Raw genomic sequence first — 18,926 nt, 5'->3', positions numbered from 1 at the left:
GAGGCTAATAAATGGAGGAGGGAAGGCATCAAGGGATTATTTCCTCCTTCACAAACTTTCCGGGTTAAACCTAGAAGTGAGGGGGAAGTATTTGTTTTTAGCTTTTCCCTTCTACTATGGAATATAGGGTAATAGATATAAGTTCTAAAGAGAGATATAAGGAATTAACAATACCCATGAATTCAATAATATTTGATGTCGCGGTCATTGGTGCGGGAGTTTCGGGTTTAACCTGCGCTCAACAATTACAAAAAGCCGGATATAAAGTTATTGTTTTAGATAAATCAAGGGGTGTGGGAGGACGGATGGCGACCCGACGAGTATCAGGAACTCGTGCAGATCATGGGGTGCGTTATTTGGAACCGAAAGGGGAACTATTACAAGAGTTAATTCAACAATTAATCACCTGTGAACCCTTAGAAAATCAATTAAAACTTTGGACAAATACTCTCTATGAGTTTAAACAAAATCAACTCCAACCTCCAGCTATTTCTCAACCATATTATATCATGCCTTCTGGAATGAGTACCGTGGGAAAACTTATGGCGGAGGGCTTAAATATTCAGGTAAATAGTCGAGTTGAATCTGTGACAATTACAACAGAAAATACTTGGCAATGTCATATAGAATTAACCGATAAAAACAATCCAGAATTACCTGAAATAGTAACGGCAAAATCTCTGGTTATTACCATTCCTGCCCCCCAAGCATTGATGTTATTAGAATCCTCTAATATTGAGTTTAAATCTATTTTTTTAAATAAGATAAAATCCGTTGATTATGAGCCTTGTATTACGGTAATAGCAGGTTATTCTCAAGAACATAATCCAGATATTCCAGATTGGAAAGCGGTAACTTTCTTGGATGATAAAATATTAGCTTGGGTGGGAATAGATAGCAGTAAACGCTTGCATCCTACCCAGCCTGTTTTTGTTATTCAAAGTAATAGTAATTTTGCTCAACAATATTTAGAAGAAACTGATTTAAACGCCGTCGGAAAAAAATTAATTGACCAAGCTGCAAATACCTTATTACCATGGTTAGATACTCCTGAATGGATGCAAATTCATCGCTGGCGTTATGCTTTTTGTCGAACACCTTTAAGCGTTTCTTGCTTAACCAATACAACTCCATTACCCTTAGTTTGTGCGGGGGACTGGTGTGGCGGAAATCAAATTGAAGGGGCGTTAAAATCGGGAATAGATGCTGCAAATTGGTTACAAAATCAAAGTATTTAGAGGGAATGGGGAATAGGGAAGGGGGAATAGGCTGGGCTGTAAGCGTTGGTCTTAAACAAGATGGTCAGGTTCTAGGGGACAAGGATACTGCTCATCCCCGGTTTCCACTTGTAGGGTAGGATGGTCGATATCAAAGTGATGATGCAATTCCTCACTGATATGGGCTAAAAAGCCATCTCCTGGACAGCCTTCGGGCATCACCAAATGGGCAGTCAGGGCTGTTTCTGTGGTACTCATGCCCCAAATATGAAGATCATGGACTTGTGCCACCCCAGGTAACTCTTGCAGAAAAGTCCGTACTGCCAGGGGTTCGATGTGCTTGGGAACCCGATCTAAAATTAATCCTAGGGCATCCCGCAGTAGATTCCAAGTCCCTGCCACAATCACGACCACAATCACTAAACTAATAGCAGGATCAAACCATAGCCACCCCGTGAGTAAAATGGCTATGCCCGCCAACACCACCCCCACGGAAACCAGGGCATCGGCCGCCATGTGCAGAAACGCACCCCGAATATTAATGTCTTTCTTGCCCCCGGAGAAAAACAACAGGGCGGTCAGGGTATTGATCACGACTCCCACCCCAGCGACCCAAATTAGGGTCATACCCGGCACGGGAGTGGGTTCTTGGAGTCGGCGCAGGGCTTCCCAGGTAATGCCTCCCATCGCCAGCAGCAGCAGAATTCCATTGAGTAGGGCGGCCAAAATTGATGATCGCCGCCAACCATAGGTATAGGTTTGATTGGGCGGACGCTGCCCCAGGTAACTAGCACCCCAGGCCAGTAACAGCCCCAGAACATCACTCAGGTTGTGTCCGGCATCGGCCAGTAGTGCCAGGGATTGGGTCATTAATCCAAAGGCAACCTCTATCAACACAAAGCCAATATTTAAACCAATACCGATTTGAAACGCCCGGGTATAAGTTTTTGGAGCATGACTGTGGGAATGATCATGGGAGTGATGATGAACCACAAAAGATATCCTAAATGACTATTTATTCATAATATTAACACGGGGAAGTCGATGTTTGAATCCACAAAGAATTTCCCATGAAATTGTACCAATGGTATTCGCCCAATCATCGGCAGAAATCGAATATTCTCCATCTTTACCTAATAATGTAACGACTTCCCCGACTTGTAAATTGGGAATTTCACTCACATCTAACATAATTTGATCCATGGTAATTGTGCCGATTTGATTAACCCATTGACCCCGAATTAAAACTTTAATTTTATTAGAAAGATTGCGAGGAATTCCGTCGGCATAACCAATTCCAATCACGGCAATTTTGGTTTGTTTTTTGGCAATAAATTGATAGCCATAACTGACTCCTGTTCCGGCTTCGATGGTTTTAACTTGTGTGACCCGGGCTTTAATTTGCATCGCGGGTTTTAAAGTAACTACAGATGCTAAATGAGTTGCAGGATAAAGACCATAAAGACTTAATCCAATTCGCACCATATCATAATGTAAATGACTATCGGCTAAGGTCGCCGCCGAGTTGGCAATATGTAATAAAGGGAATTTCAGATCGGAATCCGATTGCCAATGATCTCGTATTTCATTAATTACATTTTCATAGCGATAATGTTGTTGGCGCATCACCGTGGGATCGGGACTATCGGCCGTGGCAAAGTGGGAATAAATTCCAGCTAATTCTAAATTAGGTAATCGTTGAACTAATTTAAAAAATTCTAACCCTTGTTGCCAAGGAGTTCCTAACCGTGACATTCCGGTATCAATCTTAATTTGAACGGCTAAAGATTGATCTAATTGATTTAAAGTTTCTGAGAATAATAGTGCCTGTTGAGGTGTGCATAAAGTGGGTTGAAGTTGCCAATGGGCGATCGCTTGCACTTCTTCGGCCGTATGGATCGCCCCCAAGAGTAATATCGGTTGCTTAATACCCGCTTCCCGCAATTCTATCCCTTCTGGAAGGGTAGCAACGGCTAACCACTGTGCCCCCGCCTGACCAACGGTTTTCGCCACCGAAACCGCCCCATGTCCGTAGGCGTCGGCTTTGACCACCGCCATTAATTTGGTTTGGGGGGATAATAACCGTTTAAGCTGACGGATATTTTCGGCGATCGCATCCAAATCCACTTCCACCCACGCCCGTTGACGAATCCCAACTTCTATCTCCGAATTGAGCAAAGTCGTGTTTTTAATAGAAATAGATTTTCCACTCACCATATTTTTGTCGTTTAACCCCTGAAGGCGTTAAGCTGTGTTAATATCGGTCAAATCTTATCGCAAAATCCAGCCAATGGGTAGTGTTTTGGTATTGAACGCCTCCTATGAGCCACTCAATATTACGACTTGGCGACGGGCGGTTGTCTTATTACTCAAAGAAAAAGCCGAGCAGGTTGAGCATAATGGAAAATTCCTTCTCCCCGATTTTCCACTGCCCACCGTGATTAGACTGCGCCACTATGTTCGGGTTCCCTATAAAGACATTCCCCTCACCCGAAGGAATATATTGCACCGAGATAGCCACTCTTGTCAATACTGTGGTCACGGCGGCGAGGATTTAACCCTAGATCACATTATTCCCCGATCTCGTGGGGGCGGGGATACCTGGGAAAACTTGGTTTCCGCCTGTGTTTGCTGTAATGTCAGAAAGGGCAGTCGCACCCCCAAAGAGGCGGGAATGACTTTGCGTACCCCACCGCGTAAACCCCATAGCAGCCTCTATTTTGAGGTAACTCGGCACGTTAAAAGCGGTATGAATAAAGAGTGGCAAAAGTATGTAATTGGTCTTTGATTTTGTATTCAGTTGAATGGGGAGCAGAGGGGGAGGGGGAGCAGGGGAGGCAGGGGAAGCAGGGGAAGCAGCAGGGGGAGCAGGGGAAGCGGGGGGAGCAGGGGGAGCAGGGGGAGCGGGGGGAGCGGGGGAGGTAAACTCTTACTATTCCCCATTCCCCATTCGTAATTCGTAATTCGTAATTCGTAATTCCCTGTTCCCTTAAGCAATTTAAAATCGCTCTGTTTCTGACCTTGTGGGCGGTTGAATGCTTCCAGGTTGGTTAATAAACAGGTTAGCTGCACCGTCGTTTTGATAAATACAGTTAATGGTGGGATTAGTTTCTAATTCTCCCGTAAATCCAAAGGTATTCATGCGTTGTCTACAATCTCGCTCTTGTTCATTATTGAGCAGATTCCGTTGTTTTAAAATCGCCCAGTTACTGGTACGCAGAACACATCCGGGTTGGAGTTTGGGCTGTGTGACATAGACATTGAAGGGGTTTAGGGTGACAAAGACACGCAGATCCGTGACCATTGCACTGGCACCAAATTTAATACAGGTTTCGGTATTCGGTGCATTTTGGTCAATAAATTGGCTAGAGGCTACGTTAGATGGGTTTAAGGTGGTGGTGGAACTAATCGCAATTCCAATCCCAATTCCTAAAATCAGTACCCCGCCAATTACTGCTAAAGCCGTGTAATTAAATAGCGAAGATTTAGCAGGTGCCATTTTGGTTCTACGTCTCATAAAAACTCAACAGGGTTGAAACACTCAAACTAGAGTAGAGTATATTCCTTCTGATATGTTATCGCGTTTAGCCGTTGGTTGTGGGTTGTTGGTTATCGTTGTTGGTTGTTAGCCAGCGAGGACGCTCGCACTAGCTCCGTAAGCGTCAACGGTCAAGCGTCAAGACTCAGCAACCTTGTCGCGATCGCAATGATTCATTAAACTATTATGTACAGTCTAATAATTCATAAATTCTGTTCACCCTCAACCCTTTGATTTTTTCAAAAAGGAGAAAAAGCCGTGTCTGTTGAGACAGTACAAAAGAGTGCCACCGTTAGAAAAATTGCTCCCCGTTATCGGGTTTTACTACATAACGATGATTATAATTCCATGGAGTATGTTGTCCAAGTGTTGATGACAACGGTTCCTAGTTTGACTCAACCCCAAGCTGTAAGTATTATGATGGAGGCTCATACTAATAATCTGGCTTTGGTGATTACTTGTGCTCAAGAACACGCAGAATTTTACTGCGAAACCTTGAAAAATCATGGACTCATTAGCACTATTGAACCGGATGAATAAACCGTCTCAACTATAGGATAATGGGTTTGAAATACGATCTTGAATTTTTAAAAGAATATCCAGCTTTTCTGAGAATTGTTATTTTTCTCCTGGTTTTGGTGTTGCTTTGGCTTCCCCTGGCGGCACCTTTTTATTTGTTTGTGAGCGATCGCAATTTTGTTAGTATTATTACCTTGATTTTATTGTATGTCGAGTTTATTATTTTAATTCACTTCTGGGCAAAAATAATTTATCGTGAATCTCACCCTCTAACTCGCTATGGTTTAGTCTTTAATCCTAAAAATTATCAAAATTATCTCAAAGGATTATTATTGGGATTATTCAGTTTAATAGGATTATTTATAATCGAATCTCTATTCGGTTGGGTAATATGGCAACCTGCAAACCCTAATTTTTTAAGAATTATTTTAGAAGGGTTTTTAGTTGCCCTGGGAATTGGTTTTGCGGAAGAATTATTTTTTAGGGGATGGTTACTCGATGAACTCAAACGGGATTATCACCCGAAAATTGCTTTGGGAATTAATAGTATAATTTTTGCGGGGTTACATTTTATTAAACCTTTAGCAGAAATTCAAAGAACTGCTTTACAATTTCCTGGGTTAGTGTTATTGGGATTAATATTAGTTGTCTCCAAACTAGCCTGGTTTCCGGCTTCTTCTAATACTTTACGGTTAAGTCCCTCCGGTTGGTTGGGTTTACCCATGGGGTTACATGGGGGTTTGGTTTGGGGTTATTATATAATTAATATTGGGCAGTTAATTAATTATTCTGGAACCGTTTCTGAGGCAATCACTGGAATTGATAAAAACCCCTTAGCGGGGGTGATGGGGTTGTTTTGTTTAAGTGCAATTGGAATTTTTATCTGGCAAAAATCGTTATTTAGAAAATTAAAGTAATTCTCATATTTGTTGGGCTTTAGTTCCAAGAGGGGAGGGCTAAAGCCCAACAACACCCAACAACAAAGGTTAATAAACCTGACCATCGGGCATGGTTGCACCGTATAAGATGGCGTTTTGTAAATCTACTCCATTGAGTTTGGCATTGCGCAAACTTGCCCCGGTTAAATTCGCTCCTTCTACACAAGCACCATCCAAATTAGTCCCCCACAAATAGGCGCCTTGAAGATTAGCTCCGGTTAAATTGGCGCCGGATAAATCGGCTAAATTCAGATTAGCTTTACTCAAATCTGCATTTCTCAAATCGGCATCCCGGAGGTCAGCTTTCATTAAATTGACCAGAACAAATTGCGCTCCTTTTAATACACTTTCATGCAAATCTGCCTGTTGTAAATTTGCCCCTTCCAGATTGGAAAATCGCATTTGAGCAGCCTGTAATGCTGTTCCCATGAAGTTTGCGCCAGACAATTTTGCCCCACTCAATTTAACATCATTCAGGTCTAACCCACTAAAATCAATTCCTTCTAAGTTTAATCCATTGAGAAACGCACTATTCAAGGTGACTCCATTTAACTGCGCCCCTCTTAAATTCGCCCCGCTTAATCTGGCTCCAGTTAAATTTGTCCAGTTTAAATTGGCTTTTTCTAGGTTGGCAGACCGGAGATTAATTCCCTTTAAGTTCGCCCCACATAAATTCACCCCGGTTAAATTGGCACGGAATAAATTTACACAAAATAGAATCGCACCACTCAGTTTTGCATTAGTCAAATCAACGCCATTTAATTGCGCTCCTTGGAGGTTGGCTTTAGTTAAATCTGCTTCAATTAAGTGGCTGCCTTTTAGTTTAGCATAGGTTAAATTGGTTCCATATAAAAAGGCTCCGTTCAGGTTAGCATTGAGTAAGAAACAACGTTCTAAATAGGCTCTTGCTAGGGAAGCATCTTTTAAATTTGAACTCGATAGATTGGCTTGATTGAGGGTAACTCCAATTAAATTTTCCGCCGTGAGATCTAACCCTCGAAAATCCCGTTCTCCCCTAAGATATCGGTCAACAATTTCACTACTTTTCATGGTATTATCCTCGAAATTCTAATTAAAAAATAATTCAGAGAAAACAACCTTTTTTCAGAAAACTTGCTGGGGATATTTTTTGACTTAATCAGGGTTCAATTTTAATTCGCTAAGTTTTGATTAAGATTTATGAAATACCCAATATTTTCTTAAAAAAAGTTAGTAGATTTAGGAATAATGCTGAGATTACTTGAACTCCGACTTTGATCGCTTCGACAGAGATCACCCTTGAAATTTTTATAAAAACCGATCTAGCTTTTGTTCAATGTCAGATTTATCTTGTCTCTATTATTCAGTATACAACAACAATTGTAACTTAATGCTTTATAAATTTTTGTAACCTTTTTGAAAGACTTAAACATCTCAATTCTTAGATTTTCCTCGGTTTGGGAAAGGGGGAAGTGGACAGTAGCCTATCTATCGTTAAAAATAGCATGGCTAGGTTCCACCCTAGAAATTATAGGTAACTTTACTATCTGTAGATCCAGAATTTGTTGTCTGGGAGATTTAGGAAATGAGAAAAATAAGATAGCGATCGCACCTTTTTTGGTACAATGGCGGTGATTTGTTTGGTGCAACTAACAGCCACTATTAACCGTGAGTAAAGATTTATTTGCCCGTGAAGCGTTAACTCAAATTCCTAAAATTTTAACATTATTGGATCGAAATCCCCATAGTCCAACCTATGGCTGTTTTGATCGAAATTTTTGGCATTATAAAACTAAAGATTTTGCCAATGGTAGAATGCAAGAATTAGTATTACCCCTGGCCTTAGTTTATGATCTGCCTATTTCTGATAATCCTTATTATCAACAACCTGCAATTAAAACCTGGGTAGAGGCGGGTATTATTTATACCACTGATAGTGTTCATACTGATAGTTTTTGTGATGAAAATGTACCCTTAGAACATTCTGCTAGGGCAACGGCTTTTTCCCTGTTTGCCAGTTTAGAAAGCTATCATTTATTGGGGTTAATGAATTATGAAGCCTTACAAGGTTTTGAACGTCAAGCCCATGGTTTAGCCCATTATAAATTTAGTCAGAGTGCGAGTCAGGAAGCTCTAATTCTTTTGTGTTTAGAACGTTTAGGTCAAATGTTACAAACCTCTAAATGGCATCGAATTAAAGCTTCTCGTTTAGAAAAATTATTATCTTTACAAAGTCAGGAGGGATGGTTTAAAGAAAGTGATACTTTTGATCCCGGTTATCATAGCTTAACTATTTCTTTTTTAGCTCAATTAGATGATTTGAGATCGGATTTACGGTTGAAAGAATCTTTAATAAAAGCGGTAGAATTAGTCACCTATTTTATTCATCCTGATGGGTCGTATGGCGGGGAATATGGGAGTTTAAATACCTATCAATTTTTCCCCTATGGGTTTGAATTAGTGGGGGAATGGCTACCGGATGCGTTGAGAATTAATGACCGATTTTTACTGGGAATTAAAAATGGTTTATCCGCTTGTTATGGGGATGATTATTCGTTAGGAAATCAGGTTTGGAATTATTTACTAGCTTGGCGAGATTTTATCCCTGGAAGACCCCAACCTGTGCCGCGAGACGTGGCAAGTATTTGGTTAAAAGAAGCGGAAATTTTAATTAAACGTCGTCCCCATGTGGAATTATATGTAGCTCTAAATAAAGGGGGAGTTTTTAAGTTATTTAGAGAAAATAAACTGATTTTATCGGATACTCATTTTTCCTTACAAGTTCGTCAGGGTCGTCAAATTAAAAATGCTGTAGCCCATCTCATGAGTGATTATACCATTCATGTCGAACAGGATGAAATTTTAATTGAAGGCGGATTAAGTTGGGTTAAATCGCATCCATTATCTTCGTTAAAATTGGTTTTTATGCGAGTTTTAATGTTAATATTGGGTAAGTTTTTCTCCAAGCAAATTCAGAGGTTAAATTCTGCTGAAATTGTTCTGGGAAAACAAGATACACCCTTTAGATTTACTCGGCGATTTCGTTGGGAAAAAAATCAATGGCAGATTATTGATGAATTATATGCTGATTCTTGGCGAGGGGTAATTTCCGCCGGAATAGGTTGTGATCAAACTTCGATGGATATTCCCCTAAGTCGCACGTTTCAACGGGGACAATTACAACCATGGTTAGATGTAACGGATGAGATTAGAAAGTTAACTCCAGGTCAATGTTTGAAATTAGAAAGACGGTTTTAGGGGATTATTTATTTTTATAATAGGGGTTTAAGCTGTTAATTATCTAAATTTTCGAGACGATCCAAGCCAGTAAGGGGTTTCAGCCTCTAAAATATACAGTTTAAATGCTCAACAGCTTACTATTTGTGAGGATTGTTTTCAGTGATTAAAATAACGAATAACCAATGGTTTCATCCAGGTTTACTATTATTTTGGGTAGGACTAGGGATTTTATTGCGCTTTCTGGGTTTAGGAAATAAGTCAGCATCCAGTATTGAAATTTCTACTTTGGTTTTTAGTTTGGGTCACGGTCTGAAAACTATTCCTTTAGATCAAATTATTTCAGCAGATATTTTATTATCGCCTTTGCGGTTTGAAACTGCTAGTCAACCATCGGATGTTATTTATCATTTGTTTACTGAAAGTAATCATCCGCCGTTATATTTTTTGCTGAATCATTTCTGGATGAATTTATTTTCTCAGGAGGGAGAATTAGTTTCTTTAACGGTGGCGCGCGCTCTCAGTTCTATTTTAGGGGTTTTATCGATTCCGGCTATTTTTAGTTTAAGTTATTTTGCCTTTAGATCGCTGATTTTTGCTCAAATTACAGCCGCATTAATGGCGGTTTCTCCCTACGGAATTTATTTGTCACAGGAAGCCAGGCACTATACAATAACCATACTTTTTATTATCGCATCTTTAGGCTATTTAGTCAAGGTAATTAGAAGTTTAGAGGGAGAAAAACCTTTATCTATTATTCAAGTCATGGGTTGGATTATTGTGAATGGATTAGGAATCGCTAGTCACTATTTTTTTATTGTGTTATTAGGGGCAGAAGGGTTGGTTATAGCCGGATTTTGGTTAAGGGATTGGCGAAATAAATTAGGACTTTTTAGCAGATCTTGGTTAAGGATTTATGCGGTAATATTCGGAACATTAATTAGTGGATTAGTTTGGATTCCAATTTTAAAAGCTCTCCCCAATGATCAACTCACAGACTGGATTGCAACCCAATTTAAGGGATTAGGATTTATAGAGCCTTTATTTCGTTTATTTGCCTGGTTAATGACCCAGATATTTCTATTACCCGTAGAAGGAACTCCTCCAATTATAACAGCAATTTCAGCATTGATTTTATTGACGGTTTTAGTTTGGATCAGTCCCGGGATAATTCAAGGCATTAGGTTAAATCTTCAATCATCTGAAACTCAACTTGAAACTAAAATTTTTGGCGGTATTTTAATTAGTATTTTGACCCTATTTTTGATTATAATTTATGGATTACAAAAGGACGTATCCCTGGCGGCGAGATATCAATTTGTTTACTTTCCTGTATTTATTTTAATTTTAGGCTCTGGATTAGGCGTTATTTGGAGACAACCCACAATTCCTAATTATTCTTGGGTTTCACTTCCGCCTATTTTACAAGCTAACGGAAAAAAAATTGTGATTTTCACCTTAATTATGGGATGTTTGGGTGCGTTAACAGTAGGAGGAAATTATGGGTTTCAAAAATCCCAAGGAGCGGATCGTTTAGCCAGTTATATTATTAATGAAGCGAAAACACCTGTGATCATTGCTACAACTCATCAAACTCATGCAGAAACTCGATCTTTGATGGGATTAGGATTAGAATTTAAGCGTCAGCAGGCTAAAAAGTTACCTGAATTTATGTTAGTGAAAAAAACAGATACTCCTTCCCCTACTTTTACAATGGTTTTAACTCAAGTTCAACGTCCCTTTGAATTATGGGCGGTGAATTTAAAAGATAATACGGATTTTAGTCAATTCCGGTGTCAACAAGATCCCCGTCCTCAACCTAAGTTGAATGGATATCGATATCGACGATATTATTGTCGATAGTTGGGTTATGATTTGAGTTTGATCAAATAGGATAAGTTCAAATGCAATTATATCTAACCCTTTCTCCGATAAAATTAGCTAAACGCCTAACGATGGGAGTAGGATTTTTTACTTTTACCAGTATTCTGATACAAATTGGTCGGTTTGGATTTAACTATCGAAAAGATTGGACAGCGATGTTTAATGTTGATCGAGAGATGAATTTACCCACTTGGTTTAGTGCGTTTATGTTGGCGTTTTGTGCTTGGTTATTGGGGGCGATCGCCTCGGCAAAACAAGCTGAACTTGAACAACAAAACTCCTTAACTGATCCCAATGATAATTCTTCGGTAAAATATCGTTATTTCCAACAATGGAAATGGTTATCGATTATTTTTTGGTTATTTGCTATTGACGAAGTAGCTACCATTCATGAAATTTTAATTATTCCTGATATTGCCAAAGGGTTGAATTTACCTCCCTTTTTACGTTCGATGTGGGTAATTCCGGGAATAATTTTAGTAATAGTTTTTCTGCGTAAATATTGGAAGTTTTGGTTACATCTTCCTAGAAAAACCCGTTATCACTTTATTTTAGCTGCCTGTTTATATATTGGCGGAGCGTTATTCATGGAAATGGTCGGGAGCGTTGTGGCGTTTTATAACCATCAACAAAGTCTAATTTATTCATTAGTAGCCATTGTCGAGGAAATCATGGAAATGATGGGAGTAATTGTGTTTATGTATGGATTGTTAGTTTATATTCGAGAATGGCAAGAAAAGATTAATCTTGAGATTAAAATTTTGCCACAATAGGCTATATAATAAAAGGATATGATCTAAGTAGGAGAATAATATGGTTATGCAAGTGAAACCACTCCTCTATTCTCCAGAGGAGTATTTTAAACTCGAAGAAACCGCAGAATTTAAACATGAATATCGAGACGGAAACATTATTCCTATGACGGGAGGTACGACGAATCATAATCAAATTGCTGGAAACGCTTACTTTCAAATCAAATTAGGATTAAGAGGTCAAAAATATAGATTATTTATTGGGGATGTCCACCTATGGATGCCTGATTATCGGTTATATACCTATCCCGATTTAATGGTAATTAAAGGGGATGTTATTTATCACGAAAATCGCACGGATACGGTTTTAAATCCCTTAGTCATTGTGGAAGTTTTATCTCAATCAACGGGAAGTTACGATCGCGGGGATAAATTTAAGTATTATCGTTCCATTTCTGAATTTCAAGAATATATTTTAATCGATCAATATCAATATTCCGTTGAACAATTTGTAAAAACAGAAACGGGAAAATGGCAAGTTAATTTTTATGAGTCGGCGGATTCTGTTTTAACATTGAGTACGATTGATTTTTCCATCAATTTAACCGATCTCTATGAACAAGTGAATTTTGAAACCTCAGAAGCATAAAATTCTAACGTCACATATTCCGTTTCAACTGTTCTAATTCTTCGTCCATTTCCCATTGTTTGAATTTTGCTTCCAAGGAATCATTAAAAGAATTAGAACTACCATAGGATTTACTCTGATTCCAACCCTGGGTTTCCCTAGAATTTTGAGAGTTTTGTTGCGCTTTCGATTTCGCGCGGTTAGCTTCCACTTCTGCGGCTTTGAGTTTAACTTCTTTGTGACGTTGTTGAACTTGATAATAGACTTCTTTAGATTTTTGAATCCGTTCTTTCACCCCTTGCATCTGTCCCCAAAGTTGATTCCCCTGACGCAAAAATCCCGCTTCCCGTTCTTGAGCCGCCGCTACTAAATCTAAACGATTAGCCACCTGTGCTTTTTGCACCCATTTATGCCATTTCTGGACATCCTGAGCCACTTCTAAAATTTCCGCTTGCAGCTTTTTTTCCTCTCGGTTCAACTCAGCAATTAACCTTAAGGTATCCTCCTCCTGTTCCCGTAATTGTTCTTCTAAAGCCTGCAATTCTAAATGGGGATTCTCCTTGAGAAACTCCTCTAACCGAGTCTCCAGAAATCGACTAAAATCTTCAAATAAACCCATAATTAAACATTAAATATAAGAGAACAGTAGAGACGTGCCACGGCGCGTCTCTCTCCCAAGATTAACTGGAGTAACCCATTTAGAATTGTTGTCCCACAAAGATTGTTCGCACTTCTCCATTCCGACGAATCACAGCCTCCTGGTTCACCACTTCCACCAGTGACCAACCACTCGCGCCAATAGTTTCACCCACATAGATCCGACGGGCTACCCCATTAATTTCAAACAGAGCCGCGGAACGATCACCCAATTCCAGAATTCCCACTAAGGTATGGGCCGTTATCGGGGCAGGGTTTGCTGCCGTTGGCTGTTGTGCGGGTGTTTCCGTCACCGCAGGTGAGGGGGGTAATGGCATCCCTTCCGTGACTCCCCCCCGAACTTGAGGAGTTGGGGGAGTGACTTGGGTTGGTGTTGCGGGTTTGGGTTGGGTTGTCGGTTTAGGGGCTGTTGCGGGGACAGAACTCGAACCCCGGCCACCGGGAACCGTAACCGGAGCAGGGGGTGGGGTTTGTTGTCCCTTGGCCAAGCTGTTCATCACCTGTTGAGACAGAGAGGCGGTTTGATTTGAGGCATCCTGGATCGCCCCGGCCACTCGGTTAATGGCGGCGACGAGGTTATTGGTATCCACCACGGGAGCCACGGTCGCCACGGGGGGAGTCCCAGGAACGGGCAGGGTCGGTAAGGGGGCGTTCGCCACGGGAGGGGGTAATAGGGGCAAACCTAGCCCTGTTTGTTGATTCTGTTGTTCAATATTGGTTAGCGATCGCTCAATATAATTGGAAAATTGAATATCCGCTTTTGTCTTGGCATCTAATACGGGTTCGGGGGACACCGCCACAGGTTCCGGGGCAAATAAACGCCCCAAACCTCCCCGGGTGGCTAACCATAATAATAGGGTGATAAATAACGATGAAAACGCCGCAATTAATAGAATCCGATCCAAGGAGGGAGAGGACTTTTTAACACTCGCATCGCGTAATTTGTCTGGGTCTTCTTCCTCCTGCCGTGGCATCGGAGGTAAAATAATTTGAGGGACTTTAATCGATTTGAGGGAGACAAATTCTGGTTTTACGGCTTCTTTGGGCAGCCGTGGTTCCCCTTGGATCACGCGATCAACATCGGAAAAAATGTCATCCATCAGTTCATCGGCATAGGCTTCTACCGATATCGGTGCTTTGGCGATCGGAACTTCTGAGAATTCTAATCGGGTTTTATTCATTGTTTCTTGAGGCATTGATCGCTCCTTGTATCCGTAAATCGTTAACCTCGATTTATTGATGATACAGCTATTTTATTGATATTTTTATATCATTTGTGGCGTGGAATCTGATCTCTATTGACAAGAAATTTTAGACAAATTTTAGAATAACTGAAAATCCCAACAAGTCTATCACATAATTTTAAATTTGTCAACACCTATCAGATAGAGGTGTCTGATTATGGAAAACTCTTGAGAAACCAATTGTTTTTTAGGCGATCGCTACAAGATTATTTTTTAAAATAGCTACAAAAATACTTTTCTAGGCTTTAAATATAACAGTCTGCGAAGCGTCAACCCCATTCAGCGACCATCCTAAAAAGGTGGCGTGGTGAGGAATCCCCGTCCGTTTACGGCGGGGCGGATGTCAATATCTTAAAATAAAAACCTTAAATCATCGTACTCGGAAAGTGATAAAAGAGGGATATATTGGGGAATGTGGACAGAAATTGGGTGTCTGAAGAAGTCTTGATTAGATTCCCCAGATACCCGGTTTCTTGATTAACGGGTTAATTCAATGGTTTGTGGGGCATCCAGATCGACCTTTTTTGGCGTAAATGTCGATCCTGTATGAGCTCCATCGCAATGGGGATAATTTTTAGATTGACCGCAGGTACACAGCCAATGGGTTCCAGCAGGTAAAGTGACCGTAACGGGGGTTTTCTCTGAGTTCGGGTTCATAGTAGTGTTCTCCAAGTTGAATCTTGCTCAATAGTTCTAACTAGAACTGTATGAATACAGAATAACATAGCCTGACGAGAAATGACAAGAGAAAATCTAAATTTTTGGCAAAAATCCTAGAAAACCTGACGAAGACGATTAAGTAAAACCCTTAGTAGTTCTAGTTCTGAGGCTTCAAGCTGTTCAAACCGTTGTTTGAGTTGGGCAATATGTTGAGGAAATACCCGTTCAAAAGTGGCTTCTCCCTCTGGAGTGAGCTTAACAATAACAGTTCGACGATTATCTGATGGGACTTCCCGCAGCACGAGATTTTTTTTCTCCAGGCGGTCAATCACCCCGGTCAAAGTTCCTTTCGTAATTAAAGTTTTCTCTCCAATTTCTCCCATACTCAAACCCGAGGTGTTTCCCAGAGTGGCAATGACATCAAACTGGGAGTGGGTTAGGTTATATTGTCGAATCAGAGTTTCATCATAATTATAAAAGGCTTGATAGGTGCGTACCAGTTCCCGCATGGTTTTCAGGAAGGGTTCATTGGTGGCGGTTTTAGAGGAATAGCTGGAAGAATCGAACATTTCTGGATTAATAAGACAGACTATCCTAATTAGAATATCTCATATTTGATCGGGAATTTTAAACACAACTCAAATAGGATTGCTATATATTCCCATTAATCTTTAAAAGATCTCTAAAAAATTACTCCGAGATGCTTTATCAGTTGCCAGTCATGTTCTCAAAAACAAAGCTGATATTAGGGTTTAAATCATTATCAATTAGTCAATTATTGCTCCAGGAAATTCTGGGAGTGATTGTAAAGTTTTAACAGAATCTAATATTTTCCTTAAATTTTTGATCATTGACCCAATTTCAGGAGTTTTGGTGTTTATATATTCTCAGGTTGTGGGATAATTCATTCCGATGTTGAATTGCTGGAACGACCGCATCCATGAGTTTAGGAGGGAATACCAATGAAAATTATAAAAACTCAAACCCTATCAGGGCCTAATTATTGGAGTATTGATGTTCACAATCTGATTATTATTCATCTCGATTTAGAAAAAGATAATCGCTACACCCATGAAATTCCCGATTTCTCCGATGGACTTTGTGAAATTTTACCCCATTTAACTCAACCAAAATATCAAGATTTCCTGACAAAGCTAAAAACAGGAATTTTGATCAGTGATGTCATTCTACAAATTGTCCTAGAATTGCAAAGATTAGCCGGAATGCCCGTGGATTTTGGCTGTACTCGTGGGAGTTCTCAACCCGGAATCCATAGAGTGATCTTTCAATATAAAATCCCGGAAGCGGGACGCTATGTGGCTAGGGCTGCTGTCAGATTATGCCATCGTTTAATTGATCATGGATTTTACCCTGAAACCGAACTGCGACACGATTTAGAAGACTTACAAGAAATTTTCTTAGGAGCTCAACTTGGCCCGACAACGGAGGCAATTGTTCAAGAAGCCGAAGCCCGTGGAATTCCCTGGAAAGAATTACCTGCCCGCCATGTAATTCAACTCGGTTATGGCAAAAAACAACGGCGAATTCAAGCCTCCCAAACCGACGGCACCAGTATTTTAGGTATTGAATTTGCCGGAGATAAGGAAGGTACTAAAACCCTCCTGGATGCAGCCCGTTTACCCGTACCCAAAGGAACCGTTATTGATAGTTTAGATGATTTAGAAAAAGCTATTGATGATATTGGTGGATTTCCCATTGTTTTAAAACCCCTAGACGGGAATCATGGTAGGGGCATTACCCTGGATATTCAAACTTGGAATGAGGCAGAAATAGCCTACAAAATGGCTAAAGTTGAGTCAAAAATCGGCACTATCATTGTTGAACGATACTATAAAGGAAATGATTATCGGGTATTAGTTGTGGGTGGAAAAGTAGTAGCGGTGGCGCAACGAATTCCAGCCCATGTTATGGGAGATGGGCGTTCAAATTTAGTAGAATTAGTGGAAGATACAAACCGTGATCCCCGTCGAGGTAGTGGTCACGAAAATATGTTAACTCGGATTGAAATTGATCGCCACAGTATTGATATTTTAAAACAACAGGGCTATCGCTTAGAAAGTATTCCCAGAAAAGGAGAAATTTGTTATCTCAAAGCAACTGCTAATTTAAGTACGGGTGGAATTGCTATTGATAAAACCGATGAAATTCACCCGGAAAATATTTGGATTGCTGAACGTGCAGCCCAAATTATTGGCTTAGATATTGCCGGAATTGATATTACCGCTCCCGATATTAGTCGCCCCCTGCGAGAAGTGGACGGGGTGATTGTGGAAGTTAACGCCGCCCCCGGGTTGCGGATGCACATTCACCCCAATCAAGGTAAACCCCGAAACGTGGCGGTTCCGATTGTGGATATGCTGTATCCCCCCGGAACTCCCAGTCAGATTCCGATTACCGCCATTACCGGAACTAATGGTAAAACCACAACCACCCGTTTAATCGCTCATATCTTTAAAGAAACTAAAAAAGTTGTAGGTTTTACCACTACTGATGGTACTTATATCGGAGACTTTTTGGCGGAAGCCGGAGATAATACCGGGCCTCAAAGTGCTGCCTTAATTTTAAGTGATCCCACCGTGGAAGTAGCAGTATTAGAAGCGGCTCGGGGGGGGATTCTCCGCTCAGGATTGGGGTTTGGTCGCTGTGATGTGGGGGTGGTGTTGAATGTTTCCGAAGACCATCTAGGGTTACAGGATATTAACACCGTGGAGGAGATGGCAGAGGTGAAAAGCGTTGTGGCAAAGGCGGCTAGTGAATATGCGGTATTAAATGCCGATGATCCTTTAGTGGTGGCTATGGCATCACAGGTAAAAGCGAAAATTGCTTATTTTTCACTGAATGCTGATAACCCAATTGTGAGTGAACACGTTGCTCAGGGGGGAGTAGCTGCGATTTATGAATCGGGTTATTTATCCTTTTTAAAAGCAGACCAAATGATTCGGGTGGAACAGATGGCGAATGTTCCCCTCACCTTACGGGGGTTAGCTCCGTTTATGATTGCTAATGCCCTCGCCGCCAGTTTAGCCGCCTATATCCAGGGAGTGACCATTGAGGAGATTAGTCAGGGGTTACGGACATTTCAAATGTCGGTGGAACAAACCCCTGGACGGATGAATTTAATTCCTTACCAGTCTTTCCACATTCTACTCGATTATGCCCATAACCGTGCCAGTTTTCAAGCAATTCTGGAATTTGTTCGCAATTGGCCCGACGGTAAACGCATTGGGGTGGTCTGCGCGCCCGGAGACCGTCGCCCAGAAGATTTTATCGAATTAGGACGATTAGCAGCCCAAATGTTCGAGCGGATTATTATTAAGGAAGATGAGGATAACCGCGGATCTCAACGGGGAGAAGTCGCTAAATATATTGAGATCGGAGTTAAGCAGGAAAATCCCGATTTTGACTATGAGATTATTCTCGAAGAAGCAACAGCGATTAAAACTGCTCTCAGGGAAGCGACCCCTGGTAGTTTGGTGGTGATTTTCCCCGAAGGAGTGAAGCAAGTTCTGGCTCTACTCCAGTCAATACCTGAGAATTAAAAGCGGTGCGTTGGCGTCAGCCCCGCGTGATTCTGCGCGTCCTCGCTCGCTGAAATCTATATCAATTCCCCCATTCCCCATTCCCCAAAAATGAAATTGAAGACAATTCCTGA

17 protein-coding genes are annotated in these 18,926 nt (G+C 40.8%); 9 read left to right on the top strand and 8 right to left on the bottom strand.

Annotated features, from left to right (window positions below):
• Window positions 1-176: 176 nt before the first annotated feature.
• A complete protein-coding gene (locus AC2D3N_RS09380; protein WP_484693447.1) occupies window positions 177-1,238 on the top strand; it encodes an NAD(P)/FAD-dependent oxidoreductase in 1,062 nt (353 codons plus the stop codon).
• 51 nt (window positions 1,239-1,289) lie between these two features.
• Here AC2D3N_RS09380 and AC2D3N_RS09375 read toward each other — a convergent pair whose 3' ends face one another.
• Window positions 1,290-2,210 carry a cation diffusion facilitator family transporter gene (locus AC2D3N_RS09375; protein ID WP_484693446.1) on the bottom strand — a complete coding sequence of 307 codons (921 nt, stop codon included), beginning with the start codon at window positions 2,208-2,210 and terminating at the stop codon, window positions 1,290-1,292.
• An 18-nt stretch (window positions 2,211-2,228) separates the two neighbouring features.
• Entirely contained in the window at window positions 2,229-3,434 is a 1,206-nt protein-coding gene (gene alr, locus AC2D3N_RS09370; RefSeq protein WP_484693445.1) for an alanine racemase, read from the bottom strand.
• Window positions 3,435-3,507: 73 nt separating this feature from the next.
• On the opposite strand from alr, the gene AC2D3N_RS09365 reads away from it, so the two are divergent.
• On the top strand, window positions 3,508-4,005 hold the full coding sequence (locus AC2D3N_RS09365; RefSeq protein WP_079679230.1) for an HNH endonuclease: 498 nt from the start codon (window positions 3,508-3,510) through the stop codon (window positions 4,003-4,005).
• A 210-nt stretch (window positions 4,006-4,215) separates the two neighbouring features.
• Here the strand turns inward: AC2D3N_RS09365 and AC2D3N_RS09360 are convergent, their stop codons facing one another.
• Window positions 4,216-4,734 carry a DUF3172 domain-containing protein gene (locus AC2D3N_RS09360; protein WP_079677587.1) on the bottom strand — a complete coding sequence of 173 codons (519 nt, stop codon included), beginning with the start codon at window positions 4,732-4,734 and terminating at the stop codon, window positions 4,216-4,218.
• A 279-nt stretch (window positions 4,735-5,013) separates the two neighbouring features.
• On the opposite strand from AC2D3N_RS09360, the gene clpS reads away from it, so the two are divergent.
• A complete protein-coding gene (gene clpS / locus AC2D3N_RS09355) occupies window positions 5,014-5,295 on the top strand; it encodes an ATP-dependent Clp protease adapter ClpS (protein ID WP_042154579.1) in 282 nt (93 codons plus the stop codon).
• A 26-nt stretch (window positions 5,296-5,321) separates the two neighbouring features.
• Window positions 5,322-6,191 (top strand): CPBP family intramembrane glutamic endopeptidase, encoded by an 870-nt coding sequence (locus AC2D3N_RS09350; protein ID WP_484693444.1) that lies wholly within the window; start codon window positions 5,322-5,324, stop codon window positions 6,189-6,191.
• Between the two features lie 69 nt (window positions 6,192-6,260).
• On the opposite strand, the gene AC2D3N_RS09345 is transcribed toward AC2D3N_RS09350, so the two are convergent.
• On the bottom strand, window positions 6,261-7,262 hold the full coding sequence (locus AC2D3N_RS09345; RefSeq protein WP_484693443.1) for a pentapeptide repeat-containing protein: 1,002 nt from the start codon (window positions 7,260-7,262) through the stop codon (window positions 6,261-6,263).
• 597 nt (window positions 7,263-7,859) lie between these two features.
• Here AC2D3N_RS09345 and AC2D3N_RS09340 point away from each other — a divergent pair.
• From AC2D3N_RS09340 to AC2D3N_RS09325, 4 genes are all read left to right on the top strand, one after another.
• The gene (locus tag AC2D3N_RS09340) at window positions 7,860-9,449 is read left to right on the top strand and encodes a hypothetical protein (protein ID WP_079677584.1); all 1,590 of its coding nucleotides are present in this window, start codon (window positions 7,860-7,862) and stop codon (window positions 9,447-9,449) included.
• A 141-nt stretch (window positions 9,450-9,590) separates the two neighbouring features.
• Window positions 9,591-11,291 (top strand): glycosyltransferase family 39 protein, encoded by a 1,701-nt coding sequence (locus AC2D3N_RS09335; RefSeq protein WP_484693442.1) that lies wholly within the window; start codon window positions 9,591-9,593, stop codon window positions 11,289-11,291.
• A gap of 41 nt (window positions 11,292-11,332) precedes the next feature.
• Window positions 11,333-12,085: a hypothetical protein gene (locus AC2D3N_RS09330; protein WP_484693441.1), complete on the top strand. Its 753-nt coding sequence runs from the start codon at window positions 11,333-11,335 to the stop codon at window positions 12,083-12,085.
• 40 nt (window positions 12,086-12,125) lie between these two features.
• Complete coding sequence (locus tag AC2D3N_RS09325) at window positions 12,126-12,713, top strand: Uma2 family endonuclease (RefSeq protein ID WP_200816707.1); 588 nt, start codon at window positions 12,126-12,128, stop codon at window positions 12,711-12,713.
• A gap of 10 nt (window positions 12,714-12,723) precedes the next feature.
• On the opposite strand, the gene AC2D3N_RS09320 is transcribed toward AC2D3N_RS09325, so the two are convergent.
• The 4 genes from AC2D3N_RS09320 to AC2D3N_RS09305 all read right to left on the bottom strand — a co-directional run bounded on the left by AC2D3N_RS09320 (window position 12,724) and on the right by AC2D3N_RS09305 (window position 15,822).
• Window positions 12,724-13,311: a TIGR04376 family protein gene (locus tag AC2D3N_RS09320; RefSeq protein WP_079677581.1), complete on the bottom strand. Its 588-nt coding sequence runs from the start codon at window positions 13,309-13,311 to the stop codon at window positions 12,724-12,726.
• Window positions 13,312-13,390: 79 nt separating this feature from the next.
• The gene (locus AC2D3N_RS09315) at window positions 13,391-14,545 is read right to left on the bottom strand and encodes a hypothetical protein (RefSeq protein ID WP_079677580.1); all 1,155 of its coding nucleotides are present in this window, start codon (window positions 14,543-14,545) and stop codon (window positions 13,391-13,393) included.
• Between the two features lie 525 nt (window positions 14,546-15,070).
• Window positions 15,071-15,250 (bottom strand): CDGSH iron-sulfur domain-containing protein, encoded by a 180-nt coding sequence (locus AC2D3N_RS09310; RefSeq protein WP_079677579.1) that lies wholly within the window; start codon window positions 15,248-15,250, stop codon window positions 15,071-15,073.
• Window positions 15,251-15,366: 116 nt separating this feature from the next.
• Window positions 15,367-15,822 (bottom strand): MarR family winged helix-turn-helix transcriptional regulator, encoded by a 456-nt coding sequence (locus AC2D3N_RS09305; RefSeq protein ID WP_079677578.1) that lies wholly within the window; start codon window positions 15,820-15,822, stop codon window positions 15,367-15,369.
• A 393-nt stretch (window positions 15,823-16,215) separates the two neighbouring features.
• Here AC2D3N_RS09305 and cphA point away from each other — a divergent pair, with 393 nt between their 5' ends.
• A complete protein-coding gene (cphA, locus tag AC2D3N_RS09300; RefSeq protein WP_484693440.1) occupies window positions 16,216-18,813 on the top strand; it encodes a cyanophycin synthetase in 2,598 nt (865 codons plus the stop codon).
• Window positions 18,814-18,926 lie beyond the last annotated feature (113 nt).

It is taken from the genome of Planktothrix sp. PLAVEN19ND (genome assembly GCF_057220675.1).
This window is presented reverse-complemented; position numbering and strand designations above follow the sequence as displayed.